This window comes from Sporosarcina soli (assembly GCF_042655805.1).
GTDB classification, from domain to species: Bacteria; Bacillota; Bacilli; order Bacillales_A; family Planococcaceae; genus Sporosarcina; species Sporosarcina soli.
Genome location: NZ_JBHSNO010000007.1, coordinates 146,660 through 160,258, shown reverse-complemented (window position 1 = coordinate 160,258; position 13,599 = coordinate 146,660). Strand labels below are relative to the sequence as shown.

General features: G+C 45.6%; 15 protein-coding genes. 4 read left to right on the top strand and 11 right to left on the bottom strand.

Translation table 11 applies throughout. The features are described 5' to 3' along the window. Positions 1–94 precede the first annotated feature (94 nt). Genes ytxJ through ACFPRA_RS14440 form a run of 3 tightly spaced genes read right to left on the bottom strand, consistent with a single transcriptional unit; the run spans position 95 to position 2,619 of the window. The gene (gene ytxJ / locus ACFPRA_RS14450; RefSeq protein ID WP_381436019.1) at positions 95–421 is read right to left on the bottom strand and encodes a bacillithiol system redox-active protein YtxJ; all 327 of its coding nucleotides are present in this window, start codon (positions 419–421) and stop codon (positions 95–97) included. 22 nt (positions 422–443) lie between these two features. Beyond that, entirely contained in the window at positions 444–2,042 is a 1,599-nt protein-coding gene (locus tag ACFPRA_RS14445; RefSeq protein WP_381436016.1) for an aminotransferase class V-fold PLP-dependent enzyme, read from the bottom strand. Positions 2,043–2,046: 4 nt separating this feature from the next. After that, positions 2,047–2,619, bottom strand: a complete 573-nt coding sequence (locus tag ACFPRA_RS14440) for a glycerol-3-phosphate acyltransferase (RefSeq protein ID WP_381436013.1) — start codon at positions 2,617–2,619, stop codon at positions 2,047–2,049. 122 nt (positions 2,620–2,741) lie between these two features. On the opposite strand from ACFPRA_RS14440, the gene ACFPRA_RS14435 reads away from it, so the two are divergent. The 4 genes from ACFPRA_RS14435 to mscL all read left to right on the top strand — a co-directional run bounded on the left by ACFPRA_RS14435 (position 2,742) and on the right by mscL (position 5,268). Continuing rightward, complete coding sequence (locus ACFPRA_RS14435) at positions 2,742–3,410, top strand: phosphatase PAP2 family protein (protein WP_381436010.1); 669 nt, start codon at positions 2,742–2,744, stop codon at positions 3,408–3,410. A 35-nt stretch (positions 3,411–3,445) separates the two neighbouring features. Further along, positions 3,446–3,781: an MGMT family protein gene (locus tag ACFPRA_RS14430; RefSeq protein ID WP_381436007.1), complete on the top strand. Its 336-nt coding sequence runs from the start codon at positions 3,446–3,448 to the stop codon at positions 3,779–3,781. 100 nt (positions 3,782–3,881) lie between these two features. Next, a complete protein-coding gene (locus tag ACFPRA_RS14425) occupies positions 3,882–4,787 on the top strand; it encodes an acetamidase/formamidase family protein (protein WP_381436004.1) in 906 nt (301 codons plus the stop codon). Between the two features lie 97 nt (positions 4,788–4,884). Next, positions 4,885–5,268, top strand: a complete 384-nt coding sequence (gene mscL, locus ACFPRA_RS14420; RefSeq protein WP_381436001.1) for a large conductance mechanosensitive channel protein MscL — start codon at positions 4,885–4,887, stop codon at positions 5,266–5,268. A 59-nt stretch (positions 5,269–5,327) separates the two neighbouring features. Here mscL and ACFPRA_RS14415 read toward each other — a convergent pair whose 3' ends face one another. The 8 genes from ACFPRA_RS14415 to ACFPRA_RS14380 all read right to left on the bottom strand — a co-directional run bounded on the left by ACFPRA_RS14415 (position 5,328) and on the right by ACFPRA_RS14380 (position 13,599). Continuing rightward, positions 5,328–7,247 (bottom strand): DUF2207 domain-containing protein, encoded by a 1,920-nt coding sequence (locus ACFPRA_RS14415; protein ID WP_381435998.1) that lies wholly within the window; start codon positions 7,245–7,247, stop codon positions 5,328–5,330. Positions 7,248–7,464: 217 nt separating this feature from the next. Continuing rightward, a complete protein-coding gene (locus ACFPRA_RS14410) occupies positions 7,465–8,439 on the bottom strand; it encodes a nuclease-related domain-containing protein (RefSeq protein WP_381435995.1) in 975 nt (324 codons plus the stop codon). A 604-nt stretch (positions 8,440–9,043) separates the two neighbouring features. Beyond that, entirely contained in the window at positions 9,044–9,994 is a 951-nt protein-coding gene (locus ACFPRA_RS14405; RefSeq protein ID WP_381435993.1) for an ABC transporter permease, read from the bottom strand. Then, a complete protein-coding gene (locus ACFPRA_RS14400) occupies positions 9,963–10,880 on the bottom strand; it encodes an ABC transporter ATP-binding protein (RefSeq protein ID WP_381436449.1) in 918 nt (305 codons plus the stop codon). The genes ACFPRA_RS14405 and ACFPRA_RS14400 overlap by 32 nt, the downstream gene beginning before the upstream one ends. Positions 10,881–11,043: 163 nt before the next feature. Then, entirely contained in the window at positions 11,044–11,766 is a 723-nt protein-coding gene (locus ACFPRA_RS14395; protein ID WP_381435990.1) for a CPBP family intramembrane glutamic endopeptidase, read from the bottom strand. 1 nt (position 11,767) lies between these two features. Beyond that, entirely contained in the window at positions 11,768–12,466 is a 699-nt protein-coding gene (locus ACFPRA_RS14390) for an ABC transporter ATP-binding protein (RefSeq protein WP_381435988.1), read from the bottom strand. Beyond that, positions 12,463–12,828, bottom strand: a complete 366-nt coding sequence (locus ACFPRA_RS14385; RefSeq protein ID WP_381435985.1) for a GntR family transcriptional regulator — start codon at positions 12,826–12,828, stop codon at positions 12,463–12,465. The genes ACFPRA_RS14390 and ACFPRA_RS14385 overlap by 4 nt, the downstream gene beginning before the upstream one ends. A gap of 3 nt (positions 12,829–12,831) precedes the next feature. Then, positions 12,832–13,599 carry a hypothetical protein gene (locus tag ACFPRA_RS14380; protein WP_381435983.1) on the bottom strand — a complete coding sequence of 256 codons (768 nt, stop codon included), beginning with the start codon at positions 13,597–13,599 and terminating at the stop codon, positions 12,832–12,834.

Genomic DNA, 13,599 nt, shown 5'->3' with positions numbered 1-13,599 from the left:
TTCTATTCGCGTTTCGCTCGACTTCGCGCCTAGGCTGACAAGCGTTTTCAATCAGGCTGAAGGAATGCCTATTTGCGAAGTATTCCCCTAAAACTCAAACAAATTCTTCCACGGCTTTGTCGACTTCCGATTGTCGAATTGCGTGATGTGTCGCCTGCCAGACTGCTTTTCCGTCTTTCAATAAAAATAATTGGGGCGATTCGTGTTGTATGCCCAGATTTTCTTCGATTTCATTGGAAATGGGGCGGCTTTCCCGCACTTTCAAGAAATATTTTGGGACATCGGCTGTCGACGCGCCGAATGCCTGATAAGCCGCCGCGCTGATCGGGCAAGTGGTGCTATGTTTCAACACGAGCAACGGTTCCTCTTTCGACTTTTCCAACACATCGTACCATTCGTTCACAGATCGAAGTTCTATCATCATTATCCTCTCCTCCGTTTATTTATTTTCCTAAAATAGGTTGCGCTAAACACGCAGGCGCTAACGAACGTAACACTTGTAGCATTCTTTCGAACTCTTTGTCGGCAATGTCGTTCATGCAGGAGATTTGGAGCCAGTTCCGTTCGCGTAAGTAGACACTTTCGTAATGGACATTGAATCCGTTCAAAAACAAATAATCCCCTAGACGCACAGCTGAAAAGCCTTCTGGCATGCAGAGCGTGCTGATCGTCGGTGATGCCGCTTGATGCGGCGCCACGATGATGAAGCCCGCCTGTTCGGCCACCGCTCTCACCCGAAGAGCACGTTTTGCAATGTGCGCATACACTTCCTCCGACTGCTCGAACTTCCGTAACGCCACCTCCAAGGCGGACAATAGGTTGGACGATTGAGTATACGGGATTCCGCCCGCTTCCGCATACGTGCCTAAATCCAAGTAACGCGGCAATGCATCGTTTTTGGCTACTTCCCCATTGTGAAAGACAAATGACAGACCTGAATAACTTAATAAGCCCTTGCCGCTCACGCCTGAAGCATAATCGATCGCAGTCAAATCGACCGGCACCGTCCCGATCGTACTGATACAATCGACAGCAAGCACCGTTTCCGCTTGGGAACAATATTTTTTCAGGAGATCCAAGTCGTTCAGTACCCCAGTCGATGTTTCACAATGAATGGTCCATACCCAGCTGTATTTTCCAGACCTTAATGCTTCTTCGATCTCCTTGTCATCAAATGTACCGCCCCATTCCGTTTCCATCGTATCGAAAGCCATGCCAAAACGGTTGGCGTGATCAGTGAGCCTTGAACCGAACTCGCCATTGACGAGAATAAGCCCTTTGCCGCCAATAGTGCTTAACTGTGCGGCAACAACGTCATTCGCGAGCGTTCCCGTCCCTTGTAGCAATTGGACGTCTTTCGCCCCCGTCAATGCCGTCAAACGATTTTTCACACGCTTCAACAGCCCCGCATATGCGGACGAACGATGAGAAAAAGGCGTTGCCATCATCGCTTCGCGAACTTCATCGGCAATTGTTGCGGGTCCTGGGAGAAAATTGACAGGCGGTTTTGAAATCCGGCCTGCAATGCCCGCTTCGAACGTCGCTTTCGTTAAATACATCGGCTGGAATGCTGCGTCAGCTGTCCCTGTCAGTTGTGCAAACGGCTGAAATCCGAGCTGCCGGTACAACTTTTGCTCCCGAACTGTGCCTGAAATAAGTGCCGCATCATATCCCGCTTTTAAACAATATTGCACCAACGCCTGCGTCAACCCGAGGAATGCGCGGCCGTTCCGATAGTCGGGCTCAATGGCCAAAAGCCTGATTTCCACCGGATTATCAACTTGCATCGGTAACTGGTTTTCCACGGAACCGATTTTTCCGTCCAATGAAAAGGGACGCTTACTCCGAATGGCGATCATGCCAATGAGCTGGTCATCCTTTTTGCAAATGAGATATGTATTTTCATCATGGAATTTGTCGACAAGCCTATGGGAGTCATTCCGTTCATGCTGTGGAATTTCCTCCACAAATGTACGGTAATTGAGTGCATGGATCTGTTCGAACTCTGCAGAGGTGTCCGCAATTTTATACAGGTACGTCATTTTCTCAACTCTTTTCCGGCATAAGTTTCTGTCTGATGTCCTTTCGGTGGGCGACAAACAGCAATGCAGTCACTAAACAAGCTACGCTAACCGCTGGCATCCCATAGGAAAAGCCAAGTACGATCAACGGTAGGAAGCCAATGGCACCGAGTCCTGCGAGTGTAAAACTTTTCAGGAATGGATAACCGAGCAAAAATAGACCCACAAACACAGCGAATAGTAGAGGATTAAAGACAAGAAGCCCACCGATAAATGTGGAAACCCCTTTTCCCCCACGGAATTTCAAGATCAAAGGAAACACATGACCCAACATGACGGCAACTAACGCAAGCAGTTCAATAGCCGCTCCGAAATCAAGCCACCTTGCAACCCCAACCGCGATTACCCCTTTCAAGGCATCCCCGACAAACGTCGCCACAAATGCCTTCTTGCCAAACAATCTACCCGCATTGCGCGCACCGGGATTCCCGCTTCCTTCCGATCGAATATTCCCTTTGAAAAACAGCTGACTGATCAAAGGGGCTGTCAATATATTTCCAAGCATATATACGCCTGCCAATAATAGAAATAGCGTCATAGTTCATCCTTTTTACATAAGATAAGTTGCTACAAATTAACTTCGATAAATAGTTTCCTTTCCCTCTATTTTTAATCTCCAAAATCGGATACACTAATGTCCAAACGAAAGGGGAAATCGCAATGCGCGGACGATCAATTCGCCTTCTATCGGTATTACTTTTACTTATTGTTTTTGGCGTTACATTCGGTTCTATCGCTTTCTCAATTGGCAATCAGCCGATGGGGCCGTTTGATACACGCATCATTGAAGTTGTCCAAGGTTGGGAAACATCGTGGTTCACTGCAGTTATGAAAATTTTCACATGGATTGGTACCGGTTATGGCGTTACGCCGATTGCTATGCTCATGTTTACCTTCCTCTATTTCGGACTGCGTCACCGCCAACAGGCATGGCTTTTGATTGGCACAGTTGCCGGTTCCATCATTTTGAACAGTGTGCTGAAACACGTTTTCAAGCGAGAGCGACCGGAAATCTACCGTATCGCGGATGCAAGCGGGTTCAGCTTCCCAAGCGGACATGCCATGATGGCGCTTGCCCTTTATGGCATCATGGCATTTATCTTCTGGCATCATGTAAAAAGGACCGGGAATCGTATTCTTCTTGTGTTATTCGCCGCCTTCATGATCCTGATGATCGGAACGAGCCGAATTTACCTCGGCGTCCATTACCCGAGTGATATCGTTGGAGGCTATGCAGCAAGCGGTTTTTGGGTAATCATTGCCATTGTCATTGATACCTATTTTCAGAACAAACGCGAGAAAGGAACAGACCGTTCAACGTCTCACTGACGTCCAACGGTCTTTACAATTGATGATTTGATACAATGAGTTCATGCAAGGGGGTTACGCTTTTGAACGTATTCACCGAACGGGTCATTCGCATTATTCAAGGAATTCCTGCAGGGCATGTGATGACTTACGGACAAGTTGCGGCCGCGGCCGGAAATCCGCGGGGCGCGAGGCAAGTCGTACGAATCCTTCACTCGATGAGCGCTAAACATGGGTTGCCTTGGCATCGCATCATCAATGCCAAAGGGGAAATTTCGTTTACCGCCGGTGATCAGCGCGAATTGCTGGAAGCGGAAGGGATCCTTTTTAAAAATGAAAAGATCGATTTGAAGGTTTATCGCTGGTTTTCGCCTGATGCGGAGGGATGGTGAACCTTTCATTCTTACTTTATTGGCGCTCTCTAGCAAGTTATTGGCGGCTAGCTGTTTTCATTGGTAGACTATTAGCAAAATGAATGAGGGGGAACCGACATTGACACAAACATTGACATGCAAAGACGTCATTTACGCATTCAGCAAAGATCATGCACCCGTAAAACATGTAGAGCCTGGTACAACGATTGAAATTGAAACATACGACTGCTTTGAAAACCAAGTACAATCTGCGGAGACAAAAATTGCAGGCATTGATTGGGATCGAATCAACCCGGCCACTGGACCGATTTTTGTCAATGGTGCACAACCCGGTGATGTGTTAAAAGTGGCCATCGACAAGTTGGAAATCCGTTCACAAGGTGTAATGGCAACGGGGCCGGAACTAGGCGTCATGGGACATCGACTTGATGAACTCGTTTCAAAAATCATCCCGATTGAAGACGGTTTTGCTTTATTTAACGACAAAGTGAAGGTACCGCTTAATCCGATGATCGGCGTCATTGGGGTGGCTCCTGAAGATGAGCCTGTGTCTTGCGGGACACCAGGTGCTCACGGTGGCAATATGGACACGAAGTTGATTACCGAAGGCGCGACGCTCTATTTTCCGGTATTTACCGAAGGAGCATTGTTTGCACTTGGCGATTTCCACGCGGCAATGGGCGACGGTGAGATCGGTGTGTCCGGCATCGAAGTTCCCGGCAAAACAACCGTGACGCTTGATATTGTGAAAGGCACTTCCCTACGTCATCCCGTGCTTGTAAATGAAGAAGGGATCGCCTTTATCGTTTCCGCAGCGACACTCGACGAAGCGGTGAAAACGGCTGTAGAAGAAGCGATTGATTTCCTCCTTCCGCATACCGATATGACGCTTGCGGAACTGACGATGCTCATGAGTGCAGCAGGCGACACACAAATTAGCCAAGTCGTCGATCCACTTATGACAGCTCGCTTCTTCGTGCCAAAGTACATTTTAGACGCTTATGATGTAAAACCATTTGCATGAATCTACAAAAATAGGTTTATCGTTGACGGGAAGAGGGTATTATCAAACGGTGCCTTGCAGCCACAATGAAAATATGGATAGATAAGGAAGGTAAGATATGTGGAAAGAATTTAAGAAATTTGCGCTCAAAGGCAATGTAGTGGACCTGGCTGTTGCCGTCGTAATCGGAGCGGCATTCGGGAAAATCGTTTCATCCCTCGTCGATAACATTATTATGCCTCTCGTTGGACTTCTTTTAGGCGGGTATGATTTTTCCAAGCTAAGCATTAAAGTGATGGATGCAGAAATTAAGTATGGTGTATTCATTCAAAACGTTGTTGATTTTCTCATCATCGCCTTCACAATCTTCATGGCCATTCGTTTATTGACAAAGTTCAAAAAGAAAGAAGAAGCGGTCGAAGAAGTCGTGCCCGAAATCGACACGAAGGAAGAACTGCTCAGGGAAATCCGCGATTTGCTGAAAGAAGAAAAAAAGCTATAAGAGGATAGGCACAAGGACAACACCATATTTATCGGTGTTGTCCTTTTTGAAATTCTCGATCAATCCGCCCCTGCTCCGCCGCCGTCGAATCCGCCTCCACCATCATATCCGCCACCACTATCTGAATAATAGGAGTCGCCTCCCGAGGATGCCTTGGCGATTTTGGTCGGTCCCCATGTCGATTGGACAAAATGGAGCGGGTCCGTTTCCAGCGCAAATAATGCAGCGATTGGCAGCATTGTCGGCAATGGACCTTGCAAGCGAGGAAGCTTCGACTTCGATTTGTTCAATAAATACGCCCGCGTCAGCCAACGTTCCTGCTCTTCTTGTGTTAAATGTGAAGGGAACCCACTTCTGATTTGCGCCCTGAATTTTGCGATGCTCATTTTTGTGTAAAGAGCATTCAGGGAAGTAATCATGGAGTGCGGCGTCACGAAGTAAAGTACTACACTGGCGATGACGAGCCAAAGAAGCGTATCTATCAATTCTTGATCCACTGCTAGCCCCGCGACAAAGAACATGACGATAAAATAAACAATCGGCAACCATAATTTATAAGGTCTTCGCCAATTCCAGTACAGCATGATACCCGTTACGATGAACGGCAACGCAACTTCAAAATTGCCGCCCCCATCCGCATACAATGCAAAGGCGATTGCCGAGGCGAGTACGAGGCAGACGATTCGCTTGAGGAATCCCGGTACTTTATCCGAAAGAGTTCCCGCTTCCGTCATCAGTTGCTTCACTTGTGTATGCCATTCCTCATATTGCCGTTCGAATTGGCGTTGTTTTCTTGCATAAGTCTTCTTTCCTGTGTTCTCATTTTTCGCCGAACCGGCGATATCGTGCAAATGGAATTTACGGGTCGTCAATTTGGGCTTAAAAAGCCATGTGACGAGTTCCTTTTCAAAAGGCAATAATGATGGCGACGATTGATTCAAATGAAAAGCGAATGTCTTCTCAGGTGCTTGGGGTTGATTTTTAAATCGTGCTGCACTTGGCTCCAACTGAAAATCGACATATCCTTTCTCCACCATAGAAAAAATGCCTGCCAACAAGTTTTTCGGTTGCCGAGCACCGTTGCGATCTACAAATGATAAATAAAGCGGATCTGTTTGCAGAACGTGGTGAACACTCCCGAAAAACGGAAGGGACCGTTGGCGTAACAGCCAGACGAATACCGCCAGCAAAAAGAAAACCAACGCGATCACCTTTACCGTTTCTTTCGCCGTTGGAAGAAGCGCCAACTTTGCAGTAAATGCATCCAAGCGCTTCTCTTCCTGCTCAATCGCCTCGCCAAGTGGAATTGGAGCCGCCCCTTTTTGCTGCTCAGTCATAATGGTAGACGGGAAAAAGACTCGAGTTGCAGTCAATCCAAACGCTTCGGATGTCGGTGTCCTGAAAATGATGCCGTTCGTATAGACTTTTTCAATGCCGCCCATTCTGTCATACATGAACCCATGAATATTGCGGTCCCCGGCATCTCCCGGGAGCAGGTAGGTAATGCTGACATTGTTCAAATTAGTATCGTGGTTGTCATATTTCTCAAAGAATGTCACATCTAGATCGCTATATGTATCGTATGATTTCACCGCACCACGCATGTAATATAAGTAAAAAACGGTCATCGTTTGATTCTCTGCACTTATTGCCGCCTTCTGTGTCTCACCACTCGTCGTCACATTCAACCGCGTCAACATCGAATCCTCAATTTCCCCAACAACCGGATTTTCCGCATTGAGGAGATGCGCCTCAAAACCGTCGATTTGCCCCAAATGCCTTTCCGGGAATGAACGTGTCACTTGTGTAAAGGCACCATCAAATGTATACGTGAAAATTTCATTCACCAACATATCGCCATTGGGTTGAACCCACCCTTTGATTTGCACTTCATCGATCGTAAATGATTTCGCGTGCGCAATCGTATTGGGTAACATCGCAAACAACATGATTGTCAGGATCGCAATGATTTTTTTCATCGAAAACACCCCCATTTCTATTCGTATGTATACGAAATCTTCTTATTTTTGGTTTCATTTCCAATGGAGAAAGGGAGGAAAGGCTTATCGTAGGTGATGGAGTTTATCAGCGCTTCCGTGTTGGATATCAGCGCCCGAGGCACATGTATCGGCGTTCACCAATCGGATATCGGCGCTCAACGAGCATTTATCAGCGAATCGGGACTTTCAGCATCCCTCATTTCGATAAACACTCTTCAATATCCTTTAGTTCCATCCAATATTTCCTTCCTTTATTCGTCCCTTGATAAGAAATAGGCATGCCTTTCAACAATCGCTTCGCTACATCCGAATCTTGAATGTGGAGAAATTGACGGCACTCCCGATTCGTTAACACTCCCCCAAGCAACATGAATCGATCAGCAATTGCTTGGCGATGAGCATGACGGTCAATATGTCCGCATGATTCACACACCCAGCCACGGGAAATACGGATCATCCCAAATAAACCACAAGTCTTACACAAAACACCTGTTGCGATATGGCGTGGATCTATTTGATACGTAGAGCAGATTGGAAATGGGTTATACGCCCGATTGGCTGCCAAAAGTGCAGTGACAGTCTCTTTTAAAGCCGTCGCATCTATGCATTTCGAAGAGTTTTCCAAACTTCGCAAATAACCCGGCACTTCTAATGGAAACAGAATCCGTAAACCTTTACGTGTATTAGCAAATTGTTGCTGTGGCCTTGCAAATACAACGGCACCCTGAATTGGCATGGAGATCTGACGAACATGCAACCAGTCTCCCAAAAGCATCTTATTGCGTTCGAGCTGAACAGATGGACATTCAAATGAATCGGTTTTTCCATCCTCCAAAGTGCGAACGATTTGAAATCGATCTTCCGGAAAATGGAGTTGACCTCCAATGTTTTTCATTTCCAGAATAACTGCTCCAAACCGAGATAAGAATAACGTATCAATTTGAAATTTTCCTGCTGACTGTAGATGGAGATCATGGAAAACATAATACTCAAATGGAAAGGTATATTTCTCAAAAATCGATCTCAATTTTCTTTCTCCATTCACCCCCGCCTGCACAACCCGTAGTTCTTCCACAATCCACTCTCTTTTTCCCGAACTAGAAAGCAATCTTCTCTCCAATGCCTTTAAGCCGAATAATTTATATGGAATCGACTCTTTTCGCAGTATCAAACCCTATCCCCTCCTTTATTCGAGCGTATCACAGACTCGTAGGTATGCCTATACATTATCTGAAAATTGGAATTTATACTGTTTTTAATCTGCAAATCTCCATTTCCATATCTTCATTTTTAGCGTAAAGCAAGTTTAGCGTGAGTTTAATAATTTCCTTCCACTTCTCAATTTTCAATTTTGCAGGTTTTATGTCAAAAAAGTATTCACGAGTATCGACGTTTGCTTTCGGATTTATCGGCGCATGAAATCCAGATATCAGCGTTTACAAGTCGAATATCGGCGCTTGGGACACATTTATCGGCGTTCACCAATCAGATATCGACGCCCGATGGTAATTTATCGGCAACTCAGGACTTTCACCTCCCCGCCGATCCAACTCCGTCACAATTGCGCGGTCAGCCGCCATTGCTTGGCCTACACCGAGATGGTACAATATTAGATAGGATATTGTATAAAAGGAGTGATTGGCTCATGTGGTTCCTATACATTATGTTCGCTTTATTCGCATTCGTTATCGTTGGTACAGTTGCAGGACTTGCAATGACTTTCAGCAATCATAAATAATCACAAAAAAGCCCTCCGCCAATGGAGGGCTTTTTCATTAAGCAGTCACATCCCGTTTTACAAACGTCGTATAACTGATTACCAAAAACACAATGAGGTAAACCGCAAGCACCGCGAGTGAAAACGGCATCGTCATGCCTTCGACGATTCGGAAATCCGATTCATAGATCGTCAAATCCATATGCGTGAAGACAATATACTTTACAATTTCATACTGCGACAGAATCATGACGACCGTATTGCCCATGAAGTAAATGAACAATGACAGACCGATTGCCAGCGAGCTGGAACGGAAGACGCTACCGATCATAAACGCGAATGTTGCCGTCATGAAGACATTCCCAAATGACAACAGCAACATGTAAAGCCCTTTCCCCCAAACCGACGCTTCCACAACTTCTTTGCCATTCCAAACAAGTTCCTGTCCGTTGCCCGATTGAAAGAAAAGATAGGCGCAGACGATGGAAACCACAAATCCGACAAGCATCAGTAAAGCACCAAACAGCATAACCGTCACATATTTGGACGTCAAAATCTTCCATCGTTTCACCGGCCGGGACAATAACATCTTGATCGTTCCTTGTGAAAATTCGGCAGCCACAATGCCCGCCGCGACAATGACGGTCAGCAACACAACGATGGATCCGATTCCTGAGGAGTCCATAATCATTTTTTCCCGGCTATGATCGTCCAGCGGTGCTATGGAATTTGCGAGGCGATAGTCGAGAATCTTTTCCTTGCCTTCCAGTCGTTCCTTATCGCTATCCGACAACATCGGATTCCCAAGTTGTTCTTGGACGTTCGTCAGCTCGCCTTGCACGACCGTTTTCCAGTCCGGTTTGTCATAGTCATTCATCGTCTGGATCCATTTCGTTAACCCGAACATCCCGGCAATCATGGCGACAAGCAGGACCGTCATCACCCATGTCCCTTTTTTACTCCATAACTTCATCCATTCATTTTGTATGAGCTTCGGCAATTTGGCCACCCCCTGTCATTTCCAAAAATTGATCTTCGAGTGTTTTCCGATGCGGCTGGACCGCAAACAATTGCAATTTCTGATCGGTCATCTCCTGGATAAGTCCAGGGATACGGGCTCTTTCCGCATTGATAATAAACCCTCCGTTATACGCTTCCACTGCGAACCCTTCCGCTTTCAACATCTCCTCCGCCGCTTCCGTCGGCAATGCCTCAATATAATAGTGGGACTCCCGTGCCTCCGCCATATCGCGGATATCAATCAATTGACCATTCTGAATAACCGCAATCCGGTCACACATCAGTTCGATTTCGGACAACATATGACTTGAAACAAAAATCGACACGTCTTCCTTCTCTGCAATGCTCCGCAAATACGTCCGAAACTCGCGGATGCCCGCAGGATCCAGCCCATTTGTCGGCTCATCTAGAATCAAAAACTTTGGACGATGCAATAATGCTTGCGCAAGCCCAAGACGTTGTCGCATCCCCAGTGAATACGTCGACACTTTCTCGTGAATCCGATTTTGCATACCGACTTGCTGAACTACTTCATCGATGCGTGCTTTCGACACGTTTTCATGCATGCGAGCGAAGTGAACCAAGTTTTTATAGCCCGACATATATTTATACATCTCCGGATTTTCAACAATGACCCCGACTTTCGACAGACCTCCTTCGAAATCGTCCGCCAGCGAAATTCCGTCAATGATCACATCTCCACCCGATGGTTCCATCAGCCCGACCATCATCCGGATTGTTGTCGTTTTCCCCGCCCCGTTCGGACCGAGAAATCCAGTAATTTGCCCCGGATATAACGCTAAATTCAAGTTGTCGACAATCTTTTTCCGACCAATTGTTTTCGTTAAATTCTTCAATTCCACGACTGGTTTCATTTCCACGTTATCTTCCCTCCCTAAACAATGACACCATCCAACTCATGTCATCTCTCTTTCGCGATGATCTGCTCACCCTTTAACACCACAATTTCATCAAATAACAGTTCCCATATATTAATGACTCTTATCGTTTTTCAAAGTACTCGTTCAGCCCACCTATTCAACATGATGGATGAGCTTTTTTATTTTGCTTTTGTATCATCTGTCTTCTTATAGATTTTATAATGATAAAGAGACAGTACAAAGCGATAGGCAAGGCTAATACGAGAATTTGCTCATTAACAAAGTAATGTATGACTATTCCAGGTAGGATACTATTTGTGTGTAACCTTATTCCAATCAAAATCAGACCAAAAATAGTAGCACTAAGCATCCCCATCGGGCCATTTAAGAAATGTATACTAATAAACAACAATAATGAAATTGTGATTGAAAAAGGTTTTGAAAAGCTTTTTAATAAAACACCTAAAACGAATCCCCGAAATATAATTTCTTCCACAATCGGTGGCTGGATGGACCAAATTAACTCTGATACAGGCGATTGTAAATTCGATGGCAATAATACATATTGAGTTATTGAAAGAACTAAGAAGAATAGCGTATAAATATACCCTTTCCTAGACCCTTTTAGCCCCAAGAACTTCAAATAAGATGAGTATTGTCCCCCTGTTACTTTCAAAATTTTAGGTATACAGGCCAAATACCAAATTAGGAAAAACACCAAAACGGAGAGATAAAAATACATCATATACATAGTAGAAGACTGACCATCTTGTAACATTAACTTAATGATAAAAGAAAATGAATAGAGGATCCCCCACCATAAAAGAACTGCAAACAAACTGAACCCTATTGAACTCTTTTTGGTCAAATCCTTCCCCACATCACTTTCCTTCCCTAAACAATGACACCATCCAACTCGTCGCATCTTGCCCATACGTATCCCGTATTTCGTCCACCGCCTCATGCGCGATCAGACGGCTTCCCTTTAGTACGATAATCTCATCGAGCAATGGCTCCACTTCTTTTAATTCGTGCGTCGATAGGATGACCGTTTGCCGCTCCGGGTCCGTGAAACGGATTAGCCCTTTCGCGATATCATCCCGAACCATTGGATCCAAGCCGGAGAACGGTTCATCCAACAAATAATAATCCGCTTCCCTTCCAAGTGTTGCCGCTATTTTTGCCCTTCCCCGGTTCCCTTTCGACAAATTCTTCAGTTTCGAATTAAGATCCAAGTTCAAAAACTGTGCAATTTCCTTTGCCTTTATCGGATTAAAATCGGTAAACTGCGACTCATAAAATGCAAATAACTGACCAACTGTAAAGTACGGGTAAAACATATCCGCATCGGGCATATACGCAATATTTGTGGCTACCTTACGCGTGATCGGCTTCCCATCCAACACCGCGCTCCCCGCATTCGGTGTCAACAATCCGGACATTAGCTTCAGCAGCGTCGTTTTCCCACTGCCGTTCTCCCCGACAAGACCGATGATTTTCCCATGCGGCAACGTCAATGTAATGTCTTCCAACGCCTTGCGAGTGCCATACTTCTTTGTAATATTTCTCAATTCAATCATCGTTTGTCACCCCGTTTCTGTAGATGTTCCACGATTTCCGCTGTCGTAAAACCGAACGCTTCGACGTTTTGGAGGAATGATGTCACCAGTTGCTCTTTCATTTCATCCCGAAGCATCGCAATTCTCGCTTCATCTCCTGTCACAAAAGATCCTTGCCCCCGTCTTGTTTCCGTGATTTCCATCTGCTCCAGCTCCTTATAGACGCGCTGCATCGTATTCGCGTTAACCCCGGCTTCCACCGCATATTCACGAACCGACGGCAATTTTTCCCCAGGCTGCAAGGTCCCCCGAATAATAGCTCCCGTGATCCGGTCGATGAGCTGCTGGTAAATTGGTTTATCTGGAAGAAAATCAATGCCCATCGTTTACAACCTCACTTTCTTTTCAAACAACATGGATCCCATAACGAAATAAAACAGGGTCAGCAATCCATAGAGAACAAGGCTACCCACCGTTAAAATCGTTCCACCAGGAATAATGTAGTTGTTAAACATTAATAGATCCACCGTCTGAATTGGACCATACATCGGTCCCATATCCATGACTGTTTGGAACACTTCCGTGAACCAGACAAGCGCCCATCCATAAAGCCAGACGTTCACTAAGACAATCATGACGAGGATCGAAAACCAGCCAATCCGAGAACGGAATACTTGATAAATGGACCAGAAGAAAAACACGATCGCCATAACATAGACCGCGTTCAATAAAATGACAACGCCGACGGTCAACAAGAGATCGACATCAGCCCAAAGGAAAACAAATCCGCCGAAAACATAGGCAATGCCTGCAACGATCCCATATACGACGAGCGAACAGACTACCGTCAGAGTAACGAGGACAAACTTTGCCCCCACGAGCTGTCGTATCGATGCAGGCGAATGAAGCCAAATATCCGGTTTACCTATCTCTTTTCCTAAACTATCGAAAAGCAAAGTGATCGCCATGATCATGTGCAACGTAAAACAAATGCCAATCATCGGTTGGATGGAAGTGAGGAACCCTTCCGGCGCGCCCAAAAAGAGATGAGAAACTCCCCAGAATAGCAATAGATTATTCAAGAACACAAAGAAGACAAGTCTCCATTTCATATGTGCCCACTCTTTTTGCACTAAACCTCTCCATCTTTTCAT